The sequence below is a fragment of the Nitrospira defluvii genome (genome assembly GCF_905220995.1).
In the GTDB taxonomy this organism is placed as follows: Bacteria; Nitrospirota; Nitrospiria; order Nitrospirales; family Nitrospiraceae; genus Nitrospira_A; species Nitrospira_A defluvii_C.
On sequence record NZ_CAJNBJ010000017.1, the window covers coordinates 109,144 to 128,417 of the forward strand.

Genomic DNA, 19,274 nt, shown 5'->3' on the forward strand with positions numbered 1-19,274 from the left:
TGGCAGAATGAAGGTCGCAGATGGGGCTCAGGCGAAGTCAGGCAGTCACCTTGATAAGCGGTGAGGCGGTCAGATTTCTGGTGACGCTGATCGGGCGTTCTTCCATCGCGCTCCCTGCGCAGTGGGTCCGGGGCATCGTGATGCCGACGGCTGTAGGACGGGATGGGCTGGTGACCTGGGCCAATGTGTCCTATGAGCACAGTGATCTTGCTGGACGCTTGAAGCTGGCGTCTCACGGTCGGAGCGCGGAGACGAGGGTGGTTTTGTATGGGCACGATCGCCAGGGCAGATCCTTCGCCGTAGACAAGGTGTGGGGATTAGTTGATGTGGAACGAAGCCTGATCCATCCGTTACCGGCGCATTTTCGCGGTGCAGAGCGGGATCGATTGCTGGGATTCTTTGCCAATCATGACTCTGTCGCCCTGATTGCCAACCCATTCTGGGTGCTCGATCTCCCGAATCGGAAACAGGCACTTGATGTGTTTGCGTTGCGGCTGTCAGAACACCGGCCAGAGGAGACGGATGTCCGCCTCCAGTTACCGGTGGCTATGCTTGATGCGGTGTCGATCGGTCAAGTCGGGTAAACGTCGCAGTCGAGGATCGAGGATGCTACGCGGTCAGCTCCGCAGACAGGGAGAGGTGACGACACGAGCGACGGGAGAGGGGCGTCCTCAGCATATGGTCGTGTTTTCAGTAGCTGGGAAACGTCTGGCCGCGAGGACTGAAGAGATCGCTGGAGTCATGCCCTGGCCCGGCGCAATTGAGGTCCCGAGTGAGACACCATTCGTCACCTCGCTGGTCAGGCAGGAGAAGGGGTGTCTGCCCGTGTTTGACCTGGCGGCGAAGTTCGAACGAACGATGCGAGAAGGCGAGTTCTTGTGTTTGGTCGTGAAACATGTGGACGGCCCGCTGGCCATTTGCATCGATGCCGAAGTGCCATCGCTGCAGATGGTGCCGCGCTCGTCCATGCAACACCAAATCGTCGACGATCCAGACTGTGCAGGATTGTGTGTCGTCGGCGGCGAACAGCTTCCTATCATCAACCTGGCAACCCTTGGGGTTTCATCGAGCCGTCATGCTGGATGAGCCTGACATTGCATAGAGGAGTGACATGCCAAAGATCTTGATCGCCGACGACAGCATCGCGGTTCGTAAGGTAGCCGAACGCCTTTTGACTGAGGCCGGAATGGGAGTCACTCTGGCGGCAAACGGGTCCGAAGCACTCGCGCTGCTGGCGAAAGACCGTCCGGACTTGATTGTCTCCGACGTGATCATGCCCGACAAAAGCGGATATGAAGTATGTGCCTACATCCGCGGGCAGGCGAATCTGGCGGATTTGCCGGTTCTGCTGATCAGCGGAATCGTGAACGACGAGGTGTCACGACAAGCAGAAACCTGCAAGGCTGATGGGGTGTTGAAGAAACCGTTCCAGGGCTCCTCGTTGAAGGATCGCGTGCTGGATTTGCTGACCAAGCGGCCGCACAAACCTGTCCCGCTGTCCGAGGCCCCTCAGCTGGACGTCATCCTGGAGCCGCCGGCCAGTGAACCGGTGACAGCGGCGCAGGTTCTTTCCGTCCAGCAAGAAACTGTCCCAATTCTTCAGGATCGTGCGGAAGAACACCAGTCATCTGAGTTCGTCACAATGAATGTGCCGGAGCCGGTGGTGTTGCCCTTGAGCCATCACCTGTCTGTTGACGAAACCCCCATCCATCAGAGTGCTGAACCCGTCGTATCCACTCAGGCCGATGAACGGTATCATGCGCTGTTGGCTCAGCGTGATGCCAGAATTGCCGAACTCGAAGGACAGCTCGTGGCGGAACGCCAGGCGAATCTTGAGCAAATGCGCCAGATTCAGCAAGCATTACACGAGCAACGGGAACAGGGTGAGGCCATGACCTTGCGCGTGCAAGTGTTAGAGCAGCGCCTGGCGGATGAACGTGCGCAGCAGGCCACCTTGACTCAACAACTGGAAGACATGTCGAGGCAAGCCCATCGAGTCGGAGAATTGGAGTCTGCACTGGCCGAGGAGCGGCACCGTGTGGAGCACTTGTCACAACAAGTATCCGATGCGACGCATCATGCGGCGAGGATCGCAGAGTTAGAGGCGCACCTCGAGGCGGAGCGGGAGGCCGCAAACCAATTGGTCCAACAGATTACGAGCCTGGAACACGTGGAAGATCGTGTGCGCGAGTTGGAGCGGACGCTCTCGGCGGAGCGCGAGGAGTGCGAGGCGCATCGGGGCGCGCGCGCGCAATTGGAGAACGTGGCCGCCATGGTACCCATCCTGGAAGAAGCCGGGGAAAAGGCGCGTGCGCAAGTACTGGAATTGGAAGGGGCGTTGTCGGCGGAACGTGAATCAGGTGCCATCCTGCTGGCGCAAGTCAAACAGCTGGAAGAAGGAGCCGCGCGCGTTCAGGAATTGGAACAGGCGTTGGCTGGCGAACAGGAGCGGTCGCAGCAGCTGGTGCAACGCACGGCAGAGGCGGAGCAGCTGGCCGATCAATCGACTCGTCGATTCGAAGACCTCGCGAGGAAGTTGGGCGAAATCGCCGGTCTCGCCTCTCAGCTCGGTGCCGGCAAGCGGTAGAAGACCGTCGCTGGCCTTATGCAACGGCCAGTGAATGAGTTGAAGTTAGGATACTGCGGTGTCTATGGACTCAGAACAAACCCAAGACGATTTTCAGAAAGAACTGATCGAATTATTTGGGCAGGAAGCGCAGGAGTGGCTCGTGCAGATCCATTCAGCACTGACCGAACTCGAGGGCCAGCCCGATTTCGAGCGACACGCGCAATTGGTCGATGCGATCGTGCGAGGCATCACAAGTTTGGGCGGTTCGGCCGCCACGATCAATCTTCCCGAGGTAGAACGGGCCACCTTCGCACTCCTTCCCTTTATTGAAACGATCAAAGATCGTACGACGGTTACCCAACAGGATTTCGTCACGGTCCGTGAGCAGTTTTGGCTCGTGGTGGCTTGCGTCAAAGGTGCTACGGGAATCACGCTCGAGATTGAGCCACCTGCAGAAGCCTCGCCGGTACAAGAACCCTCCATCGATTTCCTCACCCTCTTGAATGCGCTGCGTGCCTTGCAGGATCAGCAGCCCGCAACCGCAAGCGTATCCCGCAGTCTCATTCCTCTGGTGCTCCAGCGGTTTGAGCATGAGGCACGTCAGGGGGGAGCGCTCATTGAGGCCACGACGTTTCAGCAGATCCTCCATGAACTTCATGGAACGGACGCACACTGTCTGGATTCGCTCATGCAGGAGTTGCCTAACATTGCCAGGCATGTGAGTCGGCTGCGACTTGAGGGCGCGGGCGTCGCTGAACCAGAACAGCTCCTTGGATCTTCACTAGAAAGAATCGAGCATCTTCAGAGCGTGGCGAAACAGACGAACGCGACGATACTCGTCACGTTTCTCACCGGCCTTCATAATTTTCTCTCTCTGCTCGTCCAGCGTCGGATTCCCGTGGGGGAGCATCGCCTGCAATCAGTGGAAGGACGTATTCTTGCTATGGCGTGCATGGTTAAAGAGTGGATTGCGACGGGACAGACAGAGTTGGAAGTGATACGCCGACTCGTTCCGGCCGCGTGAGCTAATTCAGCACGTTTCAGGCAGAAGGATCTCGATTCCACAGGGAGCAGGGATCTCGACATCGTGAGGGAGTTCGATGTCCAGCCGAATGCCTGTCCAGCCCGTTGATCATGATCAGGACTTAGCGGTAGGTGCCGAAGCAGTAGAAAAGTATGGCCCTACGGACACGTACATTCGGTTGAGGGGCGAAGGCTATGGAACAGCATCACTACCGGCAAGCAGAGGCAGCGCTTGCCAAGGTCGCCGCCGCTGTCCAACAGCATGAAGACGTCGACCTCTCCGAGCTCACTCAACTGGCTTCCGCCATCATTGATGCACTTCACACAAGTGACCAATTAGTTGTTGAGGCATTGTCCAGCCCGCCCGGCCCTCCGCTGATCACCAATCTCATCAACGTCAGCATCTTGGCCACAAAAGTCGGCACCGGTCTTGGGTATTATGGTGCCGAGCTGCAACGACTGGCGTTGGCCGGCCTGGTACACGACATCGGAATTTTTGCCGTTCCTCAGCAGGTACTTACCAAAACAGGGCGGTTGACGGCCGAGGAGCGGGGCCTCGTCGAGCAGCATCCCCGCATGGGACATGACGTCATTGAACGGCTCGGTGTGGACTATGCGTGGTTGGCCGAAGTCGTGTTGCAGGCCCATGAGCGAGGGAAGGGGCAGGGGTATCCCCGCCGCTTGAAGGGACGAGAGATCAACGAATTAGCTCAAATTATCGGCCTGGTGGATATCTTTGATGCATTGGTCAGCCCGCGTCCGTATCGTCGGCGCCTGCTGCCGCACGAGGCCGTGCGTGAGTTGCTCACGACGGAACGCACCGCCTTTCCCAGGGAAATCATGAAAGCCTTGGTCGAACAGTTGTCGGTCTATCCGCTCGGCACCAGGGTGCGGCTCAGCAGCGGGGAGGAAGGGGTGGTGGTGCGTATTACCGCCTGCTACCCTTCGCGCCCGGTGGTACGTGTGATGGTCTCAGAGAACACTTCGAGCTCCGAACCGCCGCGCCTCATTGATTTGAGTCTGCACCCCCATGTGTCGGTGGTTGAAACCGTAGAGCCGCCGGCCCTGGAGCGCGTCACATTCGAATCTGTGCCGTCCGCCACGACAGCGCCTGCCGGGCCGACCAATGCGTCAGACCAATTCGCCGCCTTGCTGGAAAGCCTTGATGCCATTGCAGGTGTCATACAGGCTGCTGTGGATCAACCTGCGACTCGACAGGCCGCACCACGGGCTTCGTCAGGCGCAGCGACAATGGATGCCACGATTCCGGTCCGAAGGGAGATTCTCGGTCTGTTTGTGTTGGAAGCCAGGGAGTGGCTCAATCAAATTCAGACGGCGTTGGAACGACTGGATACCACGAGTGAACAGGCGCGTCGTGCGCAGGTGTCGACGATTCTCTGGCAAAGTGTCGGCAATCTGGCGCGTTCCGCCGCGACCGTCGGCTTGACCGGCGTGGAAGAGATGGCGACCAGGCTGCTCCCGCTCCTGCAGGCGGCGGCCAAACATGAGCGGGCCGTGGCAGCCCATCATGTTGCCGCTCTACGAGAAGGGTTGTTGGAGATCAGCAAGACAGTGCATGAACTGGAGCCGATCTCGGAGAAGGTCCAACCACTTGCCGATACGGGCGAACAAGGGTCAGGAAGTGAAGAGGGGCAGAGGCAGACTCCGCCCTTGATGGTGGAAGCCCCGAGCGAACCGATTCAGACAGCACCTCCGGCGCCTCAGCGAACTGCAGCGTTGCCCATTCTGGATGCGTTGCGACAATTGCATCTGGCTCGTGGCCGCTCGCGAGAACCGGTACGGGATGTGCTGGCGGCGGTGATTTATCGAGCAGAGGGAGAGATCGCCGGTGGAGCAAAGACGGTGGATGCGCGGGCCATCGGCCGGATGCTGGATGAGTTAGACAAGTTGGACGAGCGGTTTCTCGCGCACATGCAGGTCCGAGTACCAATGGTGATCGAAACGCTCCGTCGTATCGCGCGTGCCAGCGAGGAACGCCGCTTGCCACCGCAGGCGTTGGAGCCGATTTTTGACGAGATTGATATGCTGTCCGGTGCGGCAGAACAGGTCTCGGCGGAGAATATCCACCTCTTCCTGCAGGGGCTGCGAACCTTTCTGCGTGTGACTGCACAACACAAGCCGGCTGCGATCCGTGAACGCTTGGCAGCCGTGGAAGAACGACTGGCCACGCTGGTTCCCCTCGCTCAGCAATGGGTAGATGTCGGACGGGTGGAGCGAGCGGCCATTTTCGACATCCTTCCGATGGACTAAGCGATCGCGATCCCTTCTCGTTCGTGGTGTTTCTCTTTGCCTCGACCTTCACCAGTCGCCGCCCAATCCTTGAGCAGTGTGTGATCCGCATACGCAGGCCGTGCGGCAAATGGCCTATCCACATGGTTGCGCACAGCCCCTCCACAGTTATTGTGGACAGCCGCAGGCGGTCGCGGCTCACAGAATCAATAGGTGATGACAGCATTCAGGCGCTACCCTTCCTCCGAACCGGAGAATTTGTCCTCGATCGATACCTTTTCTCTTGCGGTTCGGGATCGGATTGTACGACCATCACGGCCATGCCGAAACTTGTCTCAGTGAAGCAGCAGGAAGGGCACGACGCCCGCGCGACGGCCTATATCAAAGCCTACATGTTGTTTCCGGCCGGTATTCTCGGCCTGATTTCCATGCTCGGCGGAGTCGGTGGCTTAGGTTATCAACTCATTGCCACCGACACCTACAGCTGGGTGACCTTTCTGGAAAGCTCAGGATTGCTGCTGCTGGGCGGGGTGTTGGGGTGGCTCCAGACGACGTACCACCAGTGGATCCTGGCTCATCGGCCTGAAGTCTTTGCCGCGCGCATGCGGCAGCCCACACTGACCAAGAGCGGGAAACCGAAGCGGGAGAGCGGAAAAATCCAGGATTCTCCGAGCGGATCTCCCTGGGCTCCTGTTGCCTACATGGCCGGCCTGGCCTTGTTGCTGTTCGGCTCAACCGTCGCTGTGGTCTATGGCGCGGTCCATCCGCTGGCGTCCTATTTCCTGCCCTGGGCCGGTTTTTTCTGGGCTAAACTGTTCTTTTGGAAGTCGCTGATGAAGGTCTGATGATCCGGCGTTACTTACGGCGGGACTTGCGGGGCTTCGTGGCAGGTTTCGTCGCCTGCTCGAGGGCCGCCAGTCGTTCTTCGAGTTCGCGGACCCTTTGGCGGAGCTCGGGTAGCTGAGGAATCACTGCCTGCGCTTTCAAAAATGTGGTGTGCGGCATCACCGGCGCGCCGGAGACGATTTGATTCGGTTCCAAGCTTCGCGTGACGCCGGATTTTGCCGCGATCATGACCTGATCGCCGATCTGCAGATGGTCAGCTAAACCAGCCTGGCCTCCCACCATCACGTAGCGTCCCAGGGTCGTGCTTCCCGCGATGCCGACCTGCGCAACCAGAATATTGTGTTCGCCGACGACCACGTTGTGGGCGATTTGCACGAGGTTGTCGATCTTGCTTCCGCGCTTGATCACGGTATCGCCGAACGTTGCGCGATCGACGGCAACGTTGGCGCCCAATTCCACGTCGTCTTCGATGACGACACCGCCCAGCTGAGGAATTTTCTGGTGACGGCCCTGGTATTGCACATACCCAAAGCCGTCACTGCCGATCACCGATCCACTGTGGACGATGACACGCGCGCCGAGCCGGCATCCTTCGCGGATGACCACATTGGGATAAAGGAGGCTGTCGTCTCCGATGACGCTGTCGTCTCCAATGAACACCCCGGGATAGAGTGTCACTCGGGCGCCGATGGACACCCGGTCTCCCAAGGTCACGCCGGGCCAAATCGAGACATCGGCTCCGATGGTGACGCCATCCCCGCGCGTGACGCCTTCCGCAATCCCGCGCACGCGCGTCGGTCGTGCAAAAAACTGCTGGGCGGCTCGTGCGAAGGCATAGGCGGGGTTATCCACCACGATTTGCGGGCAGGGACAGTCCACGAGGCGACGTCCGACCAGTAATGCGCCGATGGTAACCGTCTGCGGAGATTTCAGATGGCGCTCGGAGGTGAGGAACGCCAGATCGTCCGGTCCCGCCTGCTCGAAGCTGGCGACGCCGGTGACGGTCGCATCCGGCGAACCGAGCAGCTCACCTCCGACATACTCGTGCAATTCCCGGACTGTCAGCGGGGTGCGCCTACGTGCCGTGCTCATCTTCTTAGGCTTTCTTGCTCTTGGTCGAGCGTTTTGCGGTCGGCTTCTTGGCTACGGCCTTCGCTGTGGTCTTGGCCGGAGTCTTTGTAGTGCCCTTGGCTGCGGATTTGGCCGGGGTGGGTGCAACCCGCCCTTGCACGTAGTCGATGACATGACCAACGGTGGTCAGGCCGACCAGATCCTGGTCGGGAATCTGCAGGTTGAACGCTTCTTCGATTCGATACAACATTTCGATGACTGCCATCGAATCTAATCCAAGATCCTCTCGCAGGTGATGCGCCGGCTTGATCGAGGCCGCATCCCGCTTGAGATAATCCGCCAGCGCCTGAATGATCTTGCCGGAAACGTCTGTTGTGTTGGCCATGCCCAAGTTCCTTCGTTCCTTGCCCGGTGAGTCGCCCGTCGATCGCTGTCAGTACCGGACAGGGGTCAGGAGGAGACAGCTTTCAAAACGACCGCCGCGTTGTTGCTGCCGAATCCAAATGCATTGATCAGGGCCACCTTCGCCTTGCGCGTCTGTGGGTTCTTCGACAGGCCCGCTAGGGCGCAAGCCGGGTCAGGATCGTCCAGGTTGAGCGTGGGATGCACCTGTCCGCTCGTGAGCGTGAGGGCGGAGACCACTCCGGCGAGTGAGCCGGCCGCGCCGAGGGTATGGCCCACCAGCGACTTGGTGGCGTTCACGGCGAGTTTGTCCGCGCGTGATTTAAAGACCAGGCGGATAGCCTTGACTTCCACCGCATCGCCGACCGTGGTCGACGTCGCGTGGGCGTTGATGTAATCGACGTGCGCCGGCGTCACGCCCGCATCCTTCAGTGCCAGCCGCATGGTCGTGGCGACTTCCTCACCATCCTCCCGGGGAATGACCATGTGATGGGCCTCGCTCGTCGCGGCATACCCGGCCACTTCGGCATATATCCTGGCCTTGCGTTTCTTGGCGTGGGGCAACGATTCGAGGATCAAGGCTCCGGCGCCTTCACCCATGACGAACCCGTCTCGTCCACGGTCGAAGGGACGCGAGGCTTTCTCCGGGGCATCGTTATACTTCGTGGAGAGGGCCCGAAGCGAGCAAAATCCGGCGAACACCAGAGGGGTAATGCTGGCGTCTGCGCCGACCACGATCACGGCATCGGCCGTGCCGGCGCGAATGGCATGCATGGCCTGTCCCAAGGCATGGGCACTCGAGGAGCAGGCGGTGGAAATCGTAAGGTTCGGACCTTTCGCCCCATAGGCCACGGCCACGATCCCGGAGGCGGAGTTCAGCGTGATGACCGGGATAAAATTCGGATGCACCCGGTGGGGACGTTTCTGTTCATAGAGTTGGGTGATCTCGCGTTCGCCCATCACCATTCCGCCCATACCGGCGCCGACGATCACGCCCACCCGGTGCGGGTCTTCGCGGTTCATCTTGAAGTCGGCATCGGCGAGCGCTTCCTTGGCGGCCACGAGTGCGAACTGGGCATAACGATCCACACGATCGCCCTGGCCGGCGGGGAGATGCTGGTCTGGCGAGAAGTCGACGATGCGCCCCGCAATGCGCGACCGATAGCCTTCCAGCGGAAACGGATCGAAGGAGGGAATGGCGGAAATTCCGGATCGGCCTTCCAGCGCCGCTTTCCAGAACTGCGGCACCCCAATGCCGATGGGGGAGACGACTCCCAGCCCTGTGATCACGACCCTCGTCGACATACAACCCTTTCGCTGACGCGTGATGATGAGGTGTGCGGCCTGTCTACTTACCGCACGGGGGCGCCACAGTCAATGCTGTGGACATGAATGACGCAAGAACGCCGCAGGCGGACCATGTCAGCGTCCTTTCAGTAGCGCACCTTTAATAAGAGATACAAGCCGAACGTCAGAAAGACCACATTAGCCATCCATCCGGCCAGCAGAGGAGACAGAGCGCCTCCGCGTCCGAGCGCAATGGCCACGGAGTGGGTGGACCAGTAAAAAAAACCCACAGCCATCGCTTGGCCGATCCCCATCGCCATTCCGCTCCCACGGACGCCCGTGCGACGAAGGCTCAAGGCGATGCCGACGATCACCATGATCAGCGTGACGCAGGGAAAAGCGATACGCCCGTAATAGTCCGTCAGCAGTCTCGGCAGGAGCGTCCCACCCAACTGCAACCGATCGACGTAGGCGCGAATCTCCCGCAGGGTCATCGTCTCCGGGTCCAACTCCGCCCAGGTGGTGAAGTCGTCGGGAATGTGGGGAAGTGCCAACGGCCGCGTCTGAAAGCTGGTGACCGACACGGTGCCGTCCTCGCGGAATGCCCTGGTGATGCCCTCCTGCAGGGCCCAGCCCTGTGGTGAATAGACCGCGCGCTTGGCCTCCGCGATTTCTTCGAGTTGGAACGTCGGGCTGAGGCGATAGAGGCGAATGTTGCGCAGCACCGCGCCGCCTGGATCAATCGTGTCGATGTTCATCAAGGCCTGGCCGCCGAGGCTCACCCAGGGCTGCGCCGCCTTCAGCGACACCGGCGCGCTACGTTTCTCGATCTGCGTCGTCTTGATCTGTTCCGCCTTGGCCAGGGCCAGTGGAATGACGGTGGAACTGAACAGGAACAGCACCATCGCCAGCACCGTGCCCAGAAAGATGAACGGGGAGGTGATCCAATAGAGACTGATACCGCAGCTGCGCATGGCCGTGATTTCATGACTGCGCGAAAGCAGGCCGATGGTCAACAGGGTCGCCATCAACACCGCCAGTGGGGCGATCTGATACGAGATGGCCGGCATTTTCAAGACGAAGTAGGCCAGCACATCCAGCGCATGCGCGTCATATCGCAAGAATCGGCGGACCTTTTCGAAAAAGTCGATGACGAGGTAGATCGTCATGAGCCCGGAGAAGCACATGCCGAAAATCTTCACGTACTCGCGCAGCATGTAGCGGAAGAGAATGTTCATGGTGTTATTGCCGGCTCACGCGATAGAACCAGAAAATCGTGACGATGGTAAAGACGACGTTGGGTAACCAGGCGCCGGCAAACGGAGAGATCCAGAGCGTGGTGACCAGAAATTCACAGGCGACGTTGAGGACATAATAGGCGATGACGACCAGCACCCCGACCGCAAACCCGCCGATGCTGCCGGAACGTTTGGAGACGATCCCGACCGGCACCCCCAGAATGCAGAACACCAGTGAGGCCGCCGGGAATGCCAGGTCCTTATAGTATTCCATCATGCGCCGGAGCGCATTGGTATCGGTCCATCCGGTACTCTCCAGCTTCGCACGGATCACGTCCATCGGGGTGCGCTCTTCGGCTCCATACAGGCTGGCGTTGATGCTCAGCTTCAGATCGTACGCCGCGAACGAAATTTTTTGATACTCCTCGGCGTTTTGGGGGCGGCTGTGAATCACGCCGTTCATCAGCCGCAGTGCCACCTGGCTGCTGGCCGGGTCGGTCATGACCTGGTACTGCTGCGCCACGATGATGCGCGGGTCGGCCGGGTTTCGCTCGTCGGCCACAAAGATCCCGCGATTGTCCCGTCCTTCCTGCGCGTCGGGTACGTAGATCACCATCTTCGGGATGGCTTCATTGAAGACGCCGCGATCGAGTTCCAGCACGAGTTCGTCACGCAGCAGGTTCAGCGCCACCTTCTTCATATTGACGTTGCTCCAGGGCTGGCCGTATTGCGCCATGATGAGCGTCAACCCGCAGACCAATGCCGCAAACAGAAACACCGGCTGTGACAGTCGCAGGAGACTGAACCCGGCGGCGCGCATGGCCACCAGTTCCTTATCGAGCGACAAGCGGCCGAAGGCCGTGATGGAGGCGATGATGCCGGCAATGGGCAGCGTCAGCACGAGGAACGAGGGAAGCAGATGGGCAAACACCTTGAGCACTGAGAGGAAGCCGATGCCCTTCGTGACCAGCAGCTCCACCAGGCGGAGCAATTCCTTCGTGAGCATCACGAAGCAGAGCGCGCCCAGGCTGATGCAAAATGGCGAGAGGAGTTCGCGAAAGATATAACGATCGAGGATGGTGTGCAGCACGGAGACGGTCGGGGTCCTACATCGGAAGATTGGTTGCTGCACTATAGAAGAGTCTGCCTGGGTTGTAAACAGATCAGATAGGCCAGGGCCAAAAGATACGCTTGACAAGCATTGCACCCCATGGTACACCGCTGCGCACTTTTCTGTAGGTCAAGATGGTTCGGGTTGATCATTGTCTCAGCGCCCCCGGAAGAGCCACCGCGCCCGCCGCTGTTCTCTCTCTTTTTTATCGTCATTATTTCATGTCAAGCAGGCCAGCAGGCGCTGATGCGCTCATTATGTTCGTGCGTTGAGAAAAGGAGGACTGTATGAAGACGAAGGGCACGGTGAAGTGGTTTAATGATCGCAAGGGGTTCGGATTTATCCGGCTCGATGGCGGAGACGATGTCTTCGTGCATTACTCTGCGCTGCAAGGCGAGGGATTCAAAACCCTGAAAGAGGGTGAGAACGTCGAGTTCGACATCGTCCAGGGTGCCAAAGGCCCCCAGGCGGCGAACGTGTTGAAGGACCTCGCGCCGGCTCCTTAGGCGGCTGGGCCTCTACGTAGTCCAGCGGCCCCTCCGCCCTATCGAGGGGCCGCAGGTTTCCCCGGCAATACCCGCTCGAAGACCCGCTCCAGACGCCGCGTTTGCGCTGTCGCTCTTTTATCCATTTGTTTGACAAAGAATTCGTTGACTGTTAGCGTGGACTCTCAACGTCGGGTGAGGAGTCTCCTTGGCTGTCGACCGTCGAACAGTGCTTCAGAACGCGCAGCTCTTCGCGTCCAAAGGGCAGTATGAGGCAGCCATCGCCGAATGGCGGAAGCTGACCACGGACACACCCGCCGACGGAACCATCTTCAACTCCATCGGCGACCTCCAACTCAAACGCAACGCCACCCCTGATGCCGTCACCGCGTTCCTCCAGGCGGCCGGTGCGTTCCGTTCGGAAGGGTCGGTCCTCAAGGCCATCGCCGCCTATAAGAAGATTCTCAAAGTCGATCCCACCCGCATCGAAATCTATCGGCATCTCGGCGATCTCAACGCGGAACGCGGCCTGCTGAGTAGTGCCGTCCAGGATTATCTGACGGCAGGCAAACACTACGCGAAGGACGGACGGAACAAAGAAGCCCTGGAGATCTATCGAAAGATCGTCGCGCAAGACCCCTCGAATATGGAGGCACAGCTCCGCGTCGCGGAACTCTGTGTGCAGGAAGGGCTGGTCGACGAAGCGGTGCGGATGTATCTCCAACTCGGACGGGAACAGTCTGCCGCGCAACAGTATGAGCAGGCCAAAGCCATGTACACCGTGGTGCTGCGGTTGGACCCGGAGAACGCTGAGGCCAAAGAAATCACGACGATGATGGAGACGGGCGGTGGCCCGTCGGCCGCTTCCTCGCGCGCAGCCAAACCGGCCGCCGCCTCGTCCAAACCGGGAGACGCCGGCGATTTGATGGCCGAAGCCACCCGCCGCATCGAAGAAGGTCAGTACGCGGGCGCCGAGGCGATGTTGACCCAACTGTTGAGCCGCGAGCCGGGCAATCCGGAAATCTGCCAGCTCCTGGCGCGCATGCACCTCTTGCAGGGGAACCTGGTGGTGGCGCTCGGGGAGTATCGATTCCTGGCCGGAGGTGCCCTCCGTGCGCAGGACTATGTGATGGCCGAGTCGCTCATCTCAGACTATCTCAAAGTAGAACCCTGTTCTGTGCCCATGTTGGAACTACTGGGCGAGTTGTACCAGGAAAAAGGCGATCCCGCGACGGCGGCGCAGCATTTCGGGCGGGCGGTCGAGATTCTGTTGGAGCATCCGGAGCCAGGCATGCCCACCTTGCCGGCCGAGTTGTTTGAAAAGGTGCAGGCGTTGGCGCCGGGCAGTGCCATCGCGCGCAAGCTTGCGCCGGCATTTGATCCCAACGCCGGGTCGACCCCCGAGCCGGAACCCCTTGCGCCCATGATGGCGGCGGTTCCACCGCCGGTGCCTGAGCCCGAATCGGTCCCTGCGGTCAAGCCCGCTGAACCGGTGGCGGAGGCGCCCTTGAGAATTCTGGATGCCTCGGCGCCTTCGGCCCAGGCTGCACGCGTCCCGCCCCCTATGGTGGAGCCGGTTGTGGTACAGGCTGCACCGCCACCTGTCCAGCCCGCCGAGCCCGTGCTTGATACCGTGGCTCAGCCCGCTCCTCCGGTGGTGCCGCCTGTCGTCGAGCCTCCTGCCGAAACCGTGGATGCGGAAACCCGATACGCCCTCGGCATGGCCTATAAGGATATGGGGTTGTGGGAAGAGGCGAAGGAAGAGTTTCTGTCGTCGATGAAGGATTCAGGCTTCTTTGTCGATTCCTGCATGATGATGGCACTCTGCTGCAAAGAACAAGGTCACCCGGAGCAAGCCGTGCAACTGTTGGAACGGCTGATTGCCGACTCGCGTTGCCGCGGCGGCAATGCCCAGCTCGTACGCTACGAGTTGGGGCTGTTGTACGAAAAGACCGGTGCGCGTGATCGAGCCCTCAGCATGTACCAATCGATTTCCACGTTCCACGATGTTCCCCGACGAGTCGAAGCCTTGCGTCTCCAGCTGGTGAACGGGAATGCCCACACGGGCGTCTCTGCCGCCACCCAGTCGAGTTCCTTCCCGCTTGCCGGCCGTTAACCCGGCGCACCTGAAGCGCATCGTCCATGTCAGAGTGTGGAGCCAGACAGGCCCTGTCGCGCTTCAATCTGATTGACTTGATTCGGGGCCGCTCTCCCCGCACAGATCGCCGCAATATTTTCCAGGCAGATCATCCCCATCCGGACCCTGGTCGCCAATGTGGCGCTCCCGAGGTGCGGCAGCAGCACGACCTGCCGCAGTTCCCTCAGGCTGGGATGGAACAGGGGTTCCTGCTCGAACACGTCCAACCCCGCGCCGGCCAGGCGACGTTGGAGCAGCGCGTCGACTAAGGCGGATTCTTCCACCACCGGGCCGCGCGACGTATTGATGAGAAACGCCGTCGGTTTCATGAGGGCCAGCTGACGCGCGCCGATCAGATGATGGGTGTCAGGCGTGAGCGGCACATGCAGGCTCACGAAGTCGGCCTCCTTTAACAGGTCCGGAAGGGACCTCACTTCCCACTGTGACGGCAGCCAGTCGGGGCTGCGGGGCGTGCGCGACGTGTAACAGACGCGCATGTTGAAACCAGTGGCCCGTTGTGCGACCGCCTGTCCGATACGGCCCATGCCGATGATACCCAGCGTTTTACCCGACACATCGGTGCCGAGCATCTGCGTTGGGGCCCACCCGGACCAGTCGCCGGATCGTACGTAGGCATCGCCTTCAGCCACCCGCCGTGCCACCGCCAGGAGCAACGCCCAGGTCAGATCCGCGGTGGAGTCCGTCAAGACGTCCGGGGTGTTGGTCACCACGATCCCGCGTGCCGACGCGGCGGCAAGGTCGATGTTGTTATAGCCTACGGCATAGTTAGCCAGAATCGTGAGACGAGTCGCCGCGGCCAGCATGGACGCATCGATACGGTCGGTGAGGGTGCAGATGGCGGCGTCGGCTTCGCATAATCCCGCGGCCAAGGTGTCATGAGCCGGGGCGGCATCGCGAGGTTCGTTCAGCAGCTGATACTGCTGTCGTGCGGCAGCCATGACCGGATCGGGAAGCAGGCGGGAGATATACAAGCGTGGAGCTGCCATGGAGGCCTCGCTGGACTGAGGAGCATCTTAGCGAATCGCACGCCAGGCAACAACCGGCTTCTCCTGTCGTCAGCCGAGCGAGGAGCAGTTTTTGAAAACACTCGATGGTGGCACAGTTCGCTCCCATTCACTCCTGTGCGGTGTCGGTTTGGCCGTCACCCGCAGGATGCGCAAAAAGGCCGTCCTCATAACCCGCCGTTCGTGAAACGTCGTGCGTCTCTCGTGACAGCTCGGTTGCGGACTCTGACGATTGACGCTTCACGGATGTCGAGAACGCCGCTGGCGGACTTTTTCCGTATCCTGCTAGAATGCGGCAGCGTACACACAAGCATGACCCTCATCCTACCCAACACCTCATCCGCCGTCGCCAGCGATCTTCGGCACCTGCTTGGACATGCGAAGGTCCAGGACGATGTGCCCACGCTGACGGCCTATGCGGTCGATGCCAGCATTTATCGCATGACGCCGAAGGCCGTGGTGCTGGCGGAGCACGAGGCGGATATCGACACCGTCGTCCGGTTTGCCGTGGAGCGGGGCATTCCCCTCACGCCGCGCGCGGCCGGAACGAATCTCACCGGCTCGGCGGTCGGTTCAGGCATCATCCTTGACGTGTCCAAGATGAACCGCATCCTCGAACTCAACGAGGAGGAGCAGTGGGCGCGGGTGCAACCGGGTATCGTGCTGGCGGAGTTGAACAAGCAACTTGGACGACGCAGTCTCTTGTTCGGTCCGGATCCGTCCAGCGGTGACATGTGCAAACTCGGCGGCATGATCGCCAATAATTCTTCCGGCCCCCACACCCTCATCTACGGCTCGGTGAAGGACAATGTGCAGGCGTTGCGAGTCTGTCTGCCGTCCGGAGCCTGGCTCGCTGCCGCCCCGATGGGATTGGACGAGCCGGCGCTTGCACAGCTATTGACCGCTCATTCCACCTTGAAGCCGATCCTCGAACTCGTGCAGCGCCAGCGCGGCTTGATCGACAGCAAGAAGCCGACCGTCAGTAAGAACAGTTGCGGCTACAATCTATTCGGCTTGGCTGATGGGCTCAGTCAGGGGCTGTTTGATCTTCCTAAATTGTTCGTCGGCAGCGAAGGCACGTTGGGCATCGTGAGCGAGGCGACGCTCAGGCTCGTGCCCAAGCCGCAAGGCACCCTGACCGCCTTGATCCACTTCCGCCGTCTGGAAGAAGTGGGGGAGGCGGTGCCGCATCTGCTGAATCTCCGCCCGAGCGCGTTGGAGGTGATGGACGCGAACACCTTGAACCTGATCGGCCGGGCTTCACACGGCATTCCCGCCGATGCCGCCGCGACCCTGCTGGCTGAACTCGACAGCAGCGAGGGCGAGAGTGATCTGCGTGAACGTGCCGACCGCATGGCCGCGATCTGCCGCCGATACCAGCTCTGTGGCGACCTCACCATCGCCTACGACAAGGAGCAGCGGGATCAACTGTGGAAAGCCAGGAAGGCGCTCTATCCCACGCTCTACCGGTTCGATCCACGCAAGAAGCCGATCAACTTCGTGGATGACGTCGTCGTGCGCGCCGAACGCATCAGCGAACTGATCCGCTACCTCGAAACGTTCTTTGAGGGCCAGCATGTCCCGGTGGCGATCTTCGGCCATATCGGCAACGGCAACGCCCACATCACGCCGTTGCTCGACGTGAACGACCGGCAGGACTTCGACAAGATGGTGCAGGCCTACCATGAGATCCATCAGGCCGTGTTGTCCCGCTTCGGCGGATCGATCTGCGGCGAGCATGGCGATGGCCGGGTGCGCGCCGAGTATGTACGCAAGATGTTCGGCGAGGAACTCTATCAACTCTTCGTCCAGGTCAAGTGTACCATCGATCCCGCGAATGTGATGAACCCCGGCATCAAGATCAGCGATGCGCCGTTCACCGACCATATCGACTACCAACGCTTGTCCAAATCCTGTGCGACCTGCGCCAAGTGTAATTCCGTCTGCCCGGTCTACGATGTGTTTCAGTCGGAAGACATGAGCTCGCGCGGTTGGTATGAAATCGTCACGGCCAAAGATTACTCCTATCTCAACTCGAAGCGGGTGGTGGAGGCCTGTCTCAACTGCAAATCCTGCCGCACGATTTGTCCGGCAGGCGTCGATGTCTCGGAGCTCATTCTTCAGCGGCGCGCCGAGCAGCCCAATCAAGGAAGCCGGTGGCTGTTTGCCCTTCAATCCAAGTTGCCGATATTTGAAGCAATGCTTAAAGTACTGGCGAAGACGCAACGCCTCTGGGATCGCCCCGGCCCGCGCGCATTACTCGAGCGTGTGGCGGCGCCGATCTTGAAACGCATCGCCCCCACGGCCAAACTGCCCGCTGACATGGTACTGCCCACATTGGCTCCGCGTCATCTGCGCGACCGGTATCCCGAGCTCACGCATCCGAACCTGACCGCAGCCGGTCCGCGTGTGGCCTACTTCCACGGTTGTGCGGCGAACTATTTCGACGACGGGGTGGGGGATGCGGTGATCGGCGTGTTGCGTAAACATAACGTGAAACCTGAGCTTCCTCCGCAGCGCTGCTCCGGGACGCCCATCGAAACCTACGGCCATGTGGACCTGGTGAAAGACAACGCACGGTTCAATCTGCAGTCGCTCGCGGGGTACGACCAAGTCGTGACGGGCTGCGCCTCCTGCACCCTCATGCTCAAGGAATACAAGAAGTTCTTCGAGGCGGGGCCGGAGCGGCAGGCGGCTGAGGCGTTGGCCAAAAAGGTGGTACACATCACCGAGTTCGTCGCGCGTTCGCCGGAGCATCCGCCCATGGGCACGGCGGAAGGTCTGGGGCGCCGGGTGACGTACCATTCCTCATGCCATCTACGAGCGGCCGGGGTGACGAAGGAACCGCGCCAATTGCTCAAGCAGGTGCCGGGTGCCGACTATGTCGAGATGACCGATGCCGACCGTTGCGCGGGTGGAGCAGGCACCTACCTCGTGAAGGACTACGATACGTCACAAAAGGTATTCGACCGGAAGCGCAGAAACATCGAGCAGAGCGGCGCAGACACGGTGGCCACCAGCTGCCCGGCCTGCATGATTCAACTCAATAACGGCTTGCGCGGGCGTGCGGCGGTGAAACATGTCGCCCAGGTGTTGAACGACGCCTATCAAGCCGGCGCGAACCAGACAGAGACACGATCAGGAGCCGGCCAATGACCTTTCGCAAAGTGGATCTGATTTTTGTGGTGCTGGCCCTGCTCGTCGTCGGGGGCGTAGCCTTGTTGCCGTCGCCGCGTGACCGGAACCCGAGAGTGCCGGCCAACAGTACGCACCAGGCGATCACGGTGGAGAGTCAGTGTACGACCTGTCATGCCCCCCAAGCCGTTCGCCCCTTGCCGGCGCAACATCCCAAGCGGCAAGATTGCCTGCATTGTCACGCGCGGGCACAGGGGTGATGAGGAGACGAGGCGCGGTCGGTCGGGGACACGTCAGGCGCGATGGTTCAACGACGATTCATACTGAGAGTGGAGGAATAGTAGATCATGGTCAAAGTGTTGATTCTCGGACCCACGCTACTCCAGCGGGTAACTGAGCCGGAGTTGGACGTGGAGGTGGATGGGCCGACAGCCATCAAGGCGTTGATCGAAGGCAATGCCGATTTGATGGATGCATTGGCCCCGTTCGTCGTGCGCGGCGAATTGCTCGTCACCGTCAATCGCAAAGTCGGTTCGCTGGACTCCCTGGTGAAAGACGGTGACGTGCTGAAAATCGCGCATCAATCCCGCGCCTCCTACGACGGCACGACCGACATTCCCACCTGAACGAGAGTCTTTGGGGAGAGCCGCAAGAGCGTATGGCCGATAGCATAGGCAGGAGGGGCCACTTCCTAC

Annotated in this window: 17 protein-coding genes; 11 read left to right on the forward strand and 6 right to left on the reverse strand. The window is 60.3% G+C overall.

From position 1 onward, the window contains the following. Positions 1 to 20 precede the first annotated feature (20 nt). The 6 genes from KJA79_RS15615 (at position 21) to KJA79_RS15640 (ending at position 6,687) form a co-directional block, all read left to right on the forward strand. Positions 21 to 584, forward strand: a complete 564-nt coding sequence (locus tag KJA79_RS15615; protein ID WP_213042994.1) for a chemotaxis protein CheW — start codon at positions 21 to 23, stop codon at positions 582 to 584. Positions 585 to 639: 55 nt separating this feature from the next. Further along, the gene (locus KJA79_RS15620) at positions 640 to 1,086 is read left to right on the forward strand and encodes a chemotaxis protein CheW (RefSeq protein WP_213042995.1); all 447 of its coding nucleotides are present in this window, start codon (positions 640 to 642) and stop codon (positions 1,084 to 1,086) included. Positions 1,087 to 1,111: 25 nt separating this feature from the next. Next, entirely contained in the window at positions 1,112 to 2,587 is a 1,476-nt protein-coding gene (locus KJA79_RS15625) for a response regulator (protein WP_213042996.1), read from the forward strand. A 64-nt stretch (positions 2,588 to 2,651) separates the two neighbouring features. Next, a complete protein-coding gene (locus KJA79_RS15630) occupies positions 2,652 to 3,593 on the forward strand; it encodes a hypothetical protein (protein ID WP_213042997.1) in 942 nt (313 codons plus the stop codon). A 194-nt stretch (positions 3,594 to 3,787) separates the two neighbouring features. Next, the gene (locus KJA79_RS15635) at positions 3,788 to 5,863 is read left to right on the forward strand and encodes an HD domain-containing phosphohydrolase (protein ID WP_213042998.1); all 2,076 of its coding nucleotides are present in this window, start codon (positions 3,788 to 3,790) and stop codon (positions 5,861 to 5,863) included. Positions 5,864 to 6,162: 299 nt separating this feature from the next. Further along, entirely contained in the window at positions 6,163 to 6,687 is a 525-nt protein-coding gene (locus KJA79_RS15640; RefSeq protein WP_213042999.1) for a hypothetical protein, read from the forward strand. Positions 6,688 to 6,697: 10 nt separating this feature from the next. On the opposite strand, the gene lpxD is transcribed toward KJA79_RS15640, so the two are convergent. From lpxD to KJA79_RS15665, 5 genes are all read right to left on the reverse strand, one after another. Further along, positions 6,698 to 7,780, reverse strand: coding sequence for a UDP-3-O-(3-hydroxymyristoyl)glucosamine N-acyltransferase (gene lpxD / locus KJA79_RS15645; protein ID WP_213043000.1), 1,083 nt, complete (start codon positions 7,778 to 7,780; stop codon positions 6,698 to 6,700). A gap of 4 nt (positions 7,781 to 7,784) precedes the next feature. Then, entirely contained in the window at positions 7,785 to 8,144 is a 360-nt protein-coding gene (locus tag KJA79_RS15650) for an acyl carrier protein (RefSeq protein ID WP_213043001.1), read from the reverse strand. 65 nt (positions 8,145 to 8,209) lie between these two features. Next, positions 8,210 to 9,466, reverse strand: coding sequence for a beta-ketoacyl-ACP synthase II (gene fabF / locus KJA79_RS15655; RefSeq protein WP_213043002.1), 1,257 nt, complete (start codon positions 9,464 to 9,466; stop codon positions 8,210 to 8,212). A gap of 128 nt (positions 9,467 to 9,594) precedes the next feature. Next, entirely contained in the window at positions 9,595 to 10,686 is a 1,092-nt protein-coding gene (gene lptG / locus KJA79_RS15660) for an LPS export ABC transporter permease LptG (RefSeq protein ID WP_213043003.1), read from the reverse strand. Between the two features lie 4 nt (positions 10,687 to 10,690). Further along, complete coding sequence (locus tag KJA79_RS15665; RefSeq protein ID WP_213043004.1) at positions 10,691 to 11,776, reverse strand: LptF/LptG family permease; 1,086 nt, start codon at positions 11,774 to 11,776, stop codon at positions 10,691 to 10,693. 308 nt (positions 11,777 to 12,084) lie between these two features. Between KJA79_RS15665 and KJA79_RS15670 the strand changes: the two genes are divergently transcribed. Both KJA79_RS15670 and KJA79_RS23035 read left to right on the forward strand, forming a co-directional pair. Beyond that, positions 12,085 to 12,303 carry a cold shock domain-containing protein gene (locus KJA79_RS15670; protein ID WP_213043005.1) on the forward strand — a complete coding sequence of 73 codons (219 nt, stop codon included), beginning with the start codon at positions 12,085 to 12,087 and terminating at the stop codon, positions 12,301 to 12,303. Between the two features lie 187 nt (positions 12,304 to 12,490). Beyond that, positions 12,491 to 14,398: a tetratricopeptide repeat protein gene (locus KJA79_RS23035; protein WP_213043006.1), complete on the forward strand. Its 1,908-nt coding sequence runs from the start codon at positions 12,491 to 12,493 to the stop codon at positions 14,396 to 14,398. A 29-nt stretch (positions 14,399 to 14,427) separates the two neighbouring features. Here the strand turns inward: KJA79_RS23035 and KJA79_RS15680 are convergent, their stop codons facing one another. Continuing rightward, the gene (locus KJA79_RS15680; protein ID WP_213043007.1) at positions 14,428 to 15,426 is read right to left on the reverse strand and encodes a 2-hydroxyacid dehydrogenase; all 999 of its coding nucleotides are present in this window, start codon (positions 15,424 to 15,426) and stop codon (positions 14,428 to 14,430) included. A 330-nt stretch (positions 15,427 to 15,756) separates the two neighbouring features. On the opposite strand from KJA79_RS15680, the gene KJA79_RS15685 reads away from it, so the two are divergent. The 3 genes from KJA79_RS15685 (at position 15,757) to KJA79_RS15695 (ending at position 19,205) form a co-directional block, all read left to right on the forward strand. Continuing rightward, positions 15,757 to 18,600, forward strand: a complete 2,844-nt coding sequence (locus KJA79_RS15685) for an FAD-binding and (Fe-S)-binding domain-containing protein (protein ID WP_213043008.1) — start codon at positions 15,757 to 15,759, stop codon at positions 18,598 to 18,600. Next, a complete protein-coding gene (locus tag KJA79_RS15690) occupies positions 18,597 to 18,839 on the forward strand; it encodes a hypothetical protein (protein ID WP_213043009.1) in 243 nt (80 codons plus the stop codon). Before KJA79_RS15685 ends, KJA79_RS15690 begins: the two co-directional genes overlap by 4 nt. 87 nt (positions 18,840 to 18,926) lie before the next feature. Then, positions 18,927 to 19,205: a MoaD/ThiS family protein gene (locus KJA79_RS15695; RefSeq protein WP_213043010.1), complete on the forward strand. Its 279-nt coding sequence runs from the start codon at positions 18,927 to 18,929 to the stop codon at positions 19,203 to 19,205. The last annotated feature ends 69 nt before the right edge of the window (positions 19,206 to 19,274 follow it).

Excerpts from the sequence above, each read along its gene's own strand:
- lptG (WP_213043003.1), bottom strand. The coding sequence starts at position 10,686 with ATGAACATTCTCTTCCGCTACATGCTGCGCGAGTACGTGAAGATTTTC.
- KJA79_RS15670 (WP_213043005.1), top strand. The coding sequence starts at position 12,085 with ATGAAGACGAAGGGCACGGTGAAGTGGTTTAATGATCGCAAGGGGTTC.
- KJA79_RS15650 (WP_213043001.1), bottom strand. The coding sequence starts at position 8,144 with ATGGCCAACACAACAGACGTTTCCGGCAAGATCATTCAGGCGCTGGCG.
- KJA79_RS15680 (WP_213043007.1), bottom strand. The coding sequence starts at position 15,426 with ATGGCAGCTCCACGCTTGTATATCTCCCGCCTGCTTCCCGATCCGGTC.
- fabF (WP_213043002.1), bottom strand. The coding sequence starts at position 9,466 with ATGTCGACGAGGGTCGTGATCACAGGGCTGGGAGTCGTCTCCCCCATC.
- KJA79_RS15695 (WP_213043010.1), top strand. The coding sequence starts at position 18,927 with ATGGTCAAAGTGTTGATTCTCGGACCCACGCTACTCCAGCGGGTAACT.
- KJA79_RS15640 (WP_213042999.1), top strand. The coding sequence starts at position 6,163 with ATGCCGAAACTTGTCTCAGTGAAGCAGCAGGAAGGGCACGACGCCCGC.
- KJA79_RS15685 (WP_213043008.1), top strand. The coding sequence starts at position 15,757 with ATGACCCTCATCCTACCCAACACCTCATCCGCCGTCGCCAGCGATCTT.
- KJA79_RS15630 (WP_213042997.1), top strand. The coding sequence starts at position 2,652 with ATGGACTCAGAACAAACCCAAGACGATTTTCAGAAAGAACTGATCGAA.
- KJA79_RS15625 (WP_213042996.1), top strand. The coding sequence starts at position 1,112 with ATGCCAAAGATCTTGATCGCCGACGACAGCATCGCGGTTCGTAAGGTA.
- KJA79_RS15615 (WP_213042994.1), top strand. The coding sequence starts at position 21 with ATGGGGCTCAGGCGAAGTCAGGCAGTCACCTTGATAAGCGGTGAGGCG.
- KJA79_RS15690 (WP_213043009.1), top strand. The coding sequence starts at position 18,597 with ATGACCTTTCGCAAAGTGGATCTGATTTTTGTGGTGCTGGCCCTGCTC.
- KJA79_RS15635 (WP_213042998.1), top strand. The coding sequence starts at position 3,788 with ATGGAACAGCATCACTACCGGCAAGCAGAGGCAGCGCTTGCCAAGGTC.
- lpxD (WP_213043000.1), bottom strand. The coding sequence starts at position 7,780 with ATGAGCACGGCACGTAGGCGCACCCCGCTGACAGTCCGGGAATTGCAC.